General features: G+C 48.4%; 7 protein-coding genes, 2 tRNA genes and 1 pseudogene. 6 read left to right on the top strand and 4 right to left on the bottom strand.

Features of this window, described 5'->3' with window-relative positions; translation table 11 throughout:
- From SGI97_08225 to rlmN, 4 genes are all read right to left on the bottom strand, one after another.
- A partial coding sequence (locus tag SGI97_08225) for a transposase (GenBank protein MDZ4723871.1) occupies positions 1-252 on the bottom strand: 252 nt, incomplete at its 3' end.
- Between the two features lie 520 nt (positions 253-772).
- Positions 773-1,204, bottom strand: a complete 432-nt coding sequence (locus SGI97_08220; protein ID MDZ4723870.1) for a hypothetical protein — start codon at positions 1,202-1,204, stop codon at positions 773-775.
- Positions 1,201-2,610: a hypothetical protein gene (locus SGI97_08215; protein ID MDZ4723869.1), complete on the bottom strand. Its 1,410-nt coding sequence runs from the start codon at positions 2,608-2,610 to the stop codon at positions 1,201-1,203. Before SGI97_08215 ends, SGI97_08220 begins: the two co-directional genes overlap by 4 nt.
- 84 nt (positions 2,611-2,694) lie before the next feature.
- Positions 2,695-3,747: a 23S rRNA (adenine(2503)-C(2))-methyltransferase RlmN gene (rlmN, locus tag SGI97_08210; GenBank protein ID MDZ4723868.1), complete on the bottom strand. Its 1,053-nt coding sequence runs from the start codon at positions 3,745-3,747 to the stop codon at positions 2,695-2,697.
- Positions 3,748-3,887: 140 nt separating this feature from the next.
- On the opposite strand from rlmN, the gene SGI97_08205 reads away from it, so the two are divergent.
- From SGI97_08205 to SGI97_08180, 6 genes and pseudogenes are all read left to right on the top strand, one after another.
- Positions 3,888-3,961, top strand: a tRNA-Pro gene (locus tag SGI97_08205).
- Positions 3,962-4,027: 66 nt separating this feature from the next.
- A complete protein-coding gene (locus SGI97_08200) occupies positions 4,028-5,215 on the top strand; it encodes a class I SAM-dependent rRNA methyltransferase (protein ID MDZ4723867.1) in 1,188 nt (395 codons plus the stop codon).
- Between the two features lie 575 nt (positions 5,216-5,790).
- A tRNA-Arg gene (locus SGI97_08195) sits at positions 5,791-5,864 on the top strand.
- A gap of 95 nt (positions 5,865-5,959) precedes the next feature.
- Positions 5,960-6,757: a tyrosine-type recombinase/integrase gene (locus tag SGI97_08190; protein MDZ4723866.1), complete on the top strand. Its 798-nt coding sequence runs from the start codon at positions 5,960-5,962 to the stop codon at positions 6,755-6,757.
- Between the two features lie 12 nt (positions 6,758-6,769).
- Complete coding sequence (locus SGI97_08185; GenBank protein ID MDZ4723865.1) at positions 6,770-6,895, top strand: hypothetical protein; 126 nt, start codon at positions 6,770-6,772, stop codon at positions 6,893-6,895.
- A gap of 590 nt (positions 6,896-7,485) precedes the next feature.
- Positions 7,486-7,941 (top strand): annotated as a pseudogene (locus SGI97_08180) (VCBS repeat-containing protein).
- Positions 7,942-8,241: the final 300 nt, after the last annotated feature.

Genomic DNA, 8,241 nt, shown 5'->3' with positions numbered 1-8,241 from the left:
CCATTCCCTTTGGTCATCGGCTAACTGCCGACGCAATCGACGCAGTTCATCCTGATCCGGAGACAAATGACCTTTCCCGGGAAAGGCCGCCTCACCATCCCCTTTCAGTTTCGTCCGCCACACATGCAGAACATTCTCGCTGATTCCAAGGTCACGGGCAACCCCCGAAACAGTCCAACTGGGTTCATGACTGAGCCGAACGGCCTCCAGCTTGAACTGACGGTCATACTTCCGACGCTTCTGATTTGACATGCACACACCTCCGAATGGGAATATAATCCCATCTTCTTGTTGTGTTCACTAAACCGGGGCAAGGTCATTGTCACCAAGCGCGAGCAAGGTGGAGTCGCCGGATCTAATTGTTAGAGAATCGATATAAAGATAAGTTTGACATTCCTTCCTTTTTGGTACCTTACAATTGAGAGTAAATCCCCATTTCCCGTAGGAATCAATTATAGCTTGCGGGTTATTGCCCCACAGATACTTTGTATCCGCGACTAAAATAAAGTCCAGTTGCCAGTTAGAAGTTTTCATTTGTCGAGGATGTAAAGTAAAGTCACTATCCCAGTTAATACAGCCTGTTAAAACTGCCGAACAAAGCACAAGGGTAATAAACCACTCGAAGGGTCTACAGAGAGATTGATGATTCATCATGCGCATGTCTTCATTTGAGTTACTGATCACAAATTCATCTTCAGTTCAATATGTCAGCGGCCAGACAGTAGGCAAATGGAGCGGATTGTGAGTTTTCTCCCATCCAACGGTGTAGCTGTCACTTATCTGATGATTTCAATTCGTCCGATTCGATCTCGAACCGTTTGAGCAGCCACTGGCCGCCGTCATTGATAAATGTCAGAATCAACGGGCGATCTGTGAGAGACGTGCTATCCATAATGTAACAATCAATTCGCGCTTTATTGTCATCATAAGCAATCTCGTATCCTCCGAATTGGACAAAGCCGAAATTTCCGCTGGCTCCGTACACGAGATTAAGCAACGAGTCAGAGCTTTGGTTTTCCTTCAAAATTTCGACGGAGAGCAGTGAATCAACAGCCGCCCGGTTACGGCCTTTGACCGCCACCTGAAGGGCGAACAGCCTTTCTTTGAGCACAGGGATGTAATCTCTCGATGGGATCTTCTCTTTGACAGGACAGCCGATGAGGCACAGCGATGACGCTATCAACAGAAGAATCAGCTTACTCATTTCGTTTTCAGGACCAGTTTGTACTGCCCGTTTGCATTCTTTTCTATTAACTTGGCTTTTACGAGCTTATTGGTGGTCTGAGTCGCTACAAGATTCCAAAACCAGTATCGAATGCCGGTGTAGGGAGCAATGTGGCCATATTTTGCCGCTAAGGAATCGATCTCCTTCTTTGCTGCCGCAATATGATTGCCCGTTCCAAATTCGAGCAATTTCAGCGCCTCGGCAACGACGGCGCCGTCGAAGAGATACGACTCGCCGATAGATCCCTGCTCATATCTCCAATGGGCGGCATCATTCAGACTGTTCATTACCGAGACCGTTCTCGGGCAGATAACTTGAGGGATCGGGTCGCCGAAATCAATTGTGTATTGGCGGCCAATTGAAGTCAAATTGAAATACTGGTTACCATTCACTACATCGCCACCCTGTACGGCGTACATATAGGACTGGATATTTGCGTTGCATGGATCTGTTTGATTAAAAATTGCCAATGTCTTGGCTTCGTCGACAAACTTTTGGCCGAGACTTGCCCAGAGAACAAAAGCTGTCACCAGCGGATACGGCTTGTACATAATCGAGCCGCCGCCACTGAAGTCATTCTTATCAGGACTGAGGGCTCCTGCCGCGATAAGGCTGTCGAGCAAATGCTGGTGACCGCCAAAGTTTTTTGTGATAACAGTTGCAAGGGAATCGGAGAGGCGGGTGGCAATCTTTTTTCCGTCATCGGCAAAAGACGCGCTTATAATCGGAAAGACTACTTTTCGGTCGCTTCGGCGTGTTGTCATGAAACCGTTATTGGCAAGTGTATCGAGCATCTGCTCTACAAATGAACTGTCCGCCGTAGTTATTTCGGTGATTTCCAAAATCGTCTTTCCTTCGGAAATCATCAAGAGCAAGACATGGGTGAATTCATTGTCGAAAATATGGCTATTGGCAACCATGGGCGGCAATGACATTCGGTTTTTGAAATATCCGATTGCGGCATCGGGAATCGCGAACTGGATCGTCAGCGGCTGTTCAACAATTTTCTGTGTTTCAAGCAGAGCATCGAGGGTGTCGATCATATCATAAATGGCGAAGGTGACATGGCCAGTCCCGTAGTTCCCGGGAATATTGACATCGGTAATCACATCCTCGGTCATCCAAGGCTCTAAAATGAAATGGCGGCGAACAGCGCGAGTCGGGTTCATATATGTGCCTTCGAACTTAAGTTCGGTCACGACAGCCAGAAAGCGGACATAGTCGCTCTTATTCTCCGCGGTAAAAGTCGCCTTTTGCCTTCCCCAGCGAAGCACCGGAATGTCGATATCGCCGATAATGATATCCGATATATCCTGAGTATTGGCGGGCAACGGGAAACTCAACAGACAGAAAACGAGCGCGAAGGCGCTGATGAATCGCTTCATAGTCTTGTCCTTATGTTCAAAATGGGATGATTTTCAATGATTATCATTCAGAAAAGAATTTGTGCTTATCGGTACTTCTCTCAGTTACCCAAGACTCAACGCTGATGGCGTTGTTCTTCGCGCTGCAAGCTGGCCACAAGCGGCATCAATATCCCGTCCGCGGCTTCTCCGGACAGTTACAGCCGGTGTGTCCTTGTGCAATTCTCGCGCAAACCAATCAACTCTCTCATCCGATGGCCGCTTGAAATCAAGTCCTGGAATCGGATTGTAGGGCAGGATGTTTATTTTACACGGAATCCCCCGCACAAGTTTAATCAAGGCATCAATATCTGCCCGGGAATCGTTAAAACCGTCAAAGAGGATATATTCAAACATAACCCGCTCGCCGGTTGTCTCAGTGTAATAGCGGATGGCTTCCATTAGCTTTTCAAGACCGAAGGTCTGCGCTACTGGCATAATTTTCACCCGTTTTTCCTGAGTCGCGGCATGGAGCGAAAGCGCCAATCGAGTTTTGAGTCCGCTGTCGGCTAATTTGCGAATTTTAGGAGTGATACCCGATGTTGAGATAGTGGTTCGCTTCGCGCCAAAATTGAAACCGAGATGGTGCGTAATGATATTTATGGCCTCAATAACATTGTCATAATTCTGGAGAGGCTCGCCCATTCCCATGAAAACAACATTGGAAAAGGCCTCGTCACCATGAACCTGGCGGAGATAAATCAACTGCCAGAGGATTTCTCCCACGGTCAGGTTGCGGAGCAGCCCCATCGTGCCTGTAGCGCAAAACCTACAGGCAAGGGCGCAGCCTGACTGAGAAGAAACACAAGCCGTCCGGCGATCGCCATCGGGGATGAGAACTGTCTCGACTGGATTGCCATCGCTCAAACGAAAGAGATATTTCTCTGTGCCATCCTGGGAAACCAAACGGGTTTCCAGTGGAGGGCCTTCAAAGGTGAATTTTTGGGCAAGTTCACCACGGAGTTCCTTTGCAAAATCAGTCATTAGCTCGAAATCATACTGGCGGTTGTTATACAGCCATTTGAACAACTGCTTTGCTCTATATGGTTTATGACCCATTTGGGCAATTGCCTGTTCCATCTGTTCGAGAGTATATCCTAAGAGGTTTTGGTGTTCCATTACGTTCAATCTATACAAAAGTTGAGTTCTGGCAAGCCCGATATATTCGACGACAATTTGCCAAGAAATGCCCGCTTTTTCTTAACGTGACAATAGCCTTGACAGTTCCGCCCTGTAAGGGTATTATGCTCACCACTTTACGGGGTGTGGCGCAGTCCGGTAGCGCGCTTGCTTTGGGAGCAAGATGTCGGAGGTTCAAATCCTCTCACCCCGATTTTTTTATGCCCGCTGCTTTTTAACGAGGGAAATTGATTTTCGGCCTGAATCATCTGCAATAATTATGTATCCAAAATTTCAACTGAACCCCGGCAAAGATATCCTTCTTTCCACCCGGCATCCTTGGCTCTTCTCAGGGGCCTTACGTCCACGATCGGAACAGATTCCGAATGGGACATTGGTGACTGTGGCCAACGAAAAGGGAGAGATCGTCGCAACGGGCACCTATTCGAAAAGCTCCAATATCTCCGTTCGAATATTTGAATTTGCCGATGTTTCAATTGATAAGGCGTGGCTTGTAACCAAAATAGAAAAAGCCGACTCCACCCGACGATTGCTCGGTTATGGGCCGGGGACAAACACAACTGGCTATCGGGTGATCTTCGGCGAAGCCGATAACATTCCCGGTCTTGTTGTCGATCGATACGGGGACCGGCTTGTTATTCAGCTCGCAACCGGCGGCACTGATTTGTTACGTGATACTATCATCGAAGCGCTCGTCGAGGTTTTCAAACCAAAAACAATTGTGGAGCGAAGCGACCTTCCATCGCGAAAAGAAGAAGGACTCCAAGACAAAACCGGCATCGTCTACGGTGACACCTTTTCGCAGATAGAGTTTACCGAAGAAAGCATCCGCTTTTTTGCCGAGCCGATCTCGGGACAAAAAACCGGTTTTTACCTGGACCAGAAAGAGCTTCGAAAAGAGATTCGCAAATTTGCACAAGACCGTGTTGCGCTCAACCTTTTCTCATACACCGGCGCACATAGTGTAGCCGCGCTCATCGGGGGCGCGAAATCGGTGCTCAATATCGACAGCTCGGAAGCGGCGCTTGCTGGTTGTAAACACCACGCCGAGTTGAACGGCTTGTCCGCTGATACTATGTTGACTGAGCAAGCCGATGTTTTTCAGTGGCTCTCCCCTCGGCACGAGCCGACCTTTGATATGGTCATCATCGATCCGCCGGCGTTGATTAAATCTCGCAAAGATATTGAATCGGGTCAAAAGGGGTATCATTTTCTGAACCGCGCCGCGATACGGATGCTGAAAGACGGCGGAATACTTGTGACATCAAGTTGTTCGCAGTTTTTTACACAGGACGATTTCCTGACGATGCTTCGCAAGGCTTCGATTCAATCCGGAGTGCGTTTGGAACTGTTGAAATTTGTGCAGCAATCTCCCGACCATCCGATTTCGGTTTATTTCCCTGAGTCCGCCTACTTAAAATCATTCGTCTGCCGAGTTACACGGTAGCGTTCCTCAATGTGATGGGTGCGTGTCCGTCTACAAAAGATTTACTTCCCCCCCGTCATGGCGAGGAATTCCTCTTAAGTCTTGTACCGCACTCCGTTTGCGGTGTGATCTTCCCACACCCTGTGCAAACAGCGAGGCACCACAGGGCTCCCCGCCGCTAATGTCATTCCGGCGCAGGTTGGAATCCAGGGTAAATCTACGTGCAGGCCGTTTTCGGACTGCACCACATTAAATAAACCCCAGCGCAAACAGTGGTGTACTCAATATTATGACAGACACTCTCAGTACGTCATTGCGAGGAGTGCCGTCTTCGGCACGACGCGGCAATCTCAGTTAAAAATTCCGTCGGGTCTTGGTCACTTCGAGCGAACAGCGAGGAGTGGTGCTGAGGCTTCCGAAGTCCGCCTGTCGTGGGTGACCTGACGGTCAAATAATTCCATGGCTGGTGTACTACCCTCCACGGCGGACAGCAATCTTAGTTCATCCCCTTCCATCGCATGGGCGAAAATATCCCCTTCCAAAACTCTATACAAACACAATCGAATTAACTATAATAAGAATTGTCCAACGAGTTTGCCCCCGTAGCTCAAGTGGATAGAGCATCTGCCTTCTAAGCAGAGGGTAGCAGGTTCGAGTCCTGCCGGGGGTACTTTAATAAAAGCCCCACAACGACTTCCAGTGATAGCTTAACCTGAAACATGAGGCCAAAATGACCTAAAAGGGCCTCTGACACACGGAGGAGTCGTGCAAGATCATCTCAAGAGACTGTATCAAATTGTCGATGCATTCAAGGTGGGGAAAAATTGGAAAACGTACATTGATGCATTCGTCTTCGGCTGCAAGATTCGCAATCTCGCTCCGAGGACACTCAATGTTTATGCCGAGCGCTTGGGCTACCTTGCCCGGTACCTGGAAGCCAAAGGCATAGACATCGAAGAGATCACCAAGCAGCATCTTCAAGAGTATCTGCTATCGCTCATTGGTGTTGTTTCAGATGAGACAGTCAACGGTCGCATACGCGTGTATCCAAGGTTTTTCACCTACCTTGAAGAGGAAAACTTTTGGACAAAACCAAATCCTGCTCATAAGCTAAAGCTCATCAAAGCCTCAAAGCGCATCAAACCAGTCATCTCGCCTGAACAAGTCGGTCAGATTCTCCAATCGCTCAACCGGAATACCTTAGAGGGCTACCGAAATCTGGCAATGGTGATGCTGTTCTGGGATGCGATGATCCGCAAAGAGGAGTTAATCACACTCAGGCTTGAGCATGTCGACCTGCGGGCCGGTCTGATTAAGGTTTACGGCAAAGGGCGGAAAGAACGGCAGGTCCCGATGGGGTCAAAGACCATCAAGACCCTGCATTTCTATCTGAACCGTTGGCTACAGGATCTTTCAGGCGATCTGATGTTCTGCCAGCGAAACGGCGATCAGATTACGTCTCGACATTGCCACAAGACCATTCAGCATATTGGCAAGAAGGTCGGTGTGATTCTGTATCCGCACCTGATCAGGCACAGCGCGGCCACATATTTCATCCGATAAGGCGGTTCTCCGGTGATCCTGCAGAAAATTCTCGGCCACACCTCATTGGTCGTGACTCAGAACTATCTGCACATGAGCACACAGGACATGGTCGACACATACGACCGATTCAGTCCGGGGAATGCGATTAGACTGTAAGGGAAGCTCTTCTGGTTAAAGAAACGACTGACTTTCTGGTAATATATCGTATCTTCGAAAGGAATTGTCATTGAAGGGACAGAGATCCGAACTAGTCTATCAGCTGGGGTCAAAAATTCGCCGAGAATTATCATATGTCCAGCTTGGGAAGCTTGTTGTCTGAATTGTCCAAATACTCAAAGCTCCCAGAGGGAAAACTCTCGTCGTAGCATGCCTCTCATCTCCAAGGCTTGTCGTCCAATATTTTCTGGGATTTAACCAAAAAAAATAAGTTCGTCGTCGTCAAGCGTTTAATCGCTTCCGCTTAACATTTTATTGGATCCAACCTGTAAATATGACTTCGATTGATCTGTGTCGGGAACGGTTATCTTCTTTAATAAAACCTTTTGCAAGGTTGTGTCTCTATCGGTGAGCGCTTTTTTACCAGCGTCTTCCTCGTTCAGCGATTGGCTACATTTCGTCCTCTGCCCACATGATCCATTTGTAGCCAACAATCCTTTGAATTCTGCAACTATGGCCGTCATTATAAAGAAGGAACTTCTTAGGCTGGAAGTAATCCTTATTCAGTTACATCCGCCGACTTTGACGGGGACGGGAAACCTGATCTGGCGGTCGCGAATTTCTCTTCCAACAGTGTCTCGATCCTGAAAAACAACGGCAACGGTACCTTTGCGTCAGCGGTGAATTACGGGGTGGGGAGCTATCCCCATTCGGTTACATCCGCCGACTTTGACGGGGACGGGAAACCTGATCTGGCGGTCGCGAATTACAATTCCAGCAGTGTCTCGATCCTGAAAAACATCAGCAACTTGGCATCCTGCTGTGTGGGATTAACGGGCAATGTCGATTGTTCTATTGATGATGTCTCGAATATGTCAGATATTACTGCTTTGATTGATTATCTGTTCATTTCATCGACGCCGCTCTGTTGTCCAAGCGAGGGCAATACTGATGGATCACTGGACGGTGTGGCTGATATTTCTGATTTGACGGTGTTGATAGATTATCTTTTTATCACGCTTGTGCCGACGGCGGCGTGTCAGTGAGGTAGGACGTCAGGATCGTTCGCCATGGATAACCGTAGCGGATGACCTGCAAATGTCGGAGAAGATGGATTCCAGCTTGCGCTGGAATGACAAAATAGAAGGCTGACTGCACTTCTTAATTCTTCGTGCGGGACGTCCTCCATTGGCGGATTCGAAAATCTCGGTCGCGCACCGATGATTAAGACGCCAGTCCGCCGTGGCGGATGCCCGACACGTCGAGACAGTCAGGCGGTGGCGGATGACAGCACGGACGAAGATGGATTCCAGTTTTCACTGGAATGACAATGTAGGGAACTTCTG

The organism is Candidatus Zixiibacteriota bacterium, from assembly GCA_034439475.1.
Lineage (GTDB): Bacteria > Zixibacteria > MSB-5A5 > GN15 > FEB-12 > JAWXAN01.
Note: the sequence above shows the minus strand (reverse complement) of the source record. Positions and strands in the feature narration are given on the sequence as shown.

Bases quoted from the DNA above. Each gene is read 5' to 3' on its own strand.
- SGI97_08220 (MDZ4723870.1), bottom strand. From the start codon at position 1,204: ATGAGTAAGCTGATTCTTCTGTTGATAGCGTCATCGCTGTGCCTCATC.
- SGI97_08215 (MDZ4723869.1), bottom strand. From the start codon at position 2,610: ATGAAGCGATTCATCAGCGCCTTCGCGCTCGTTTTCTGTCTGTTGAGT.
- rlmN (MDZ4723868.1), bottom strand. From the start codon at position 3,747: ATGGAACACCAAAACCTCTTAGGATATACTCTCGAACAGATGGAACAG.
- SGI97_08200 (MDZ4723867.1), top strand. From the start codon at position 4,028: ATGTATCCAAAATTTCAACTGAACCCCGGCAAAGATATCCTTCTTTCC.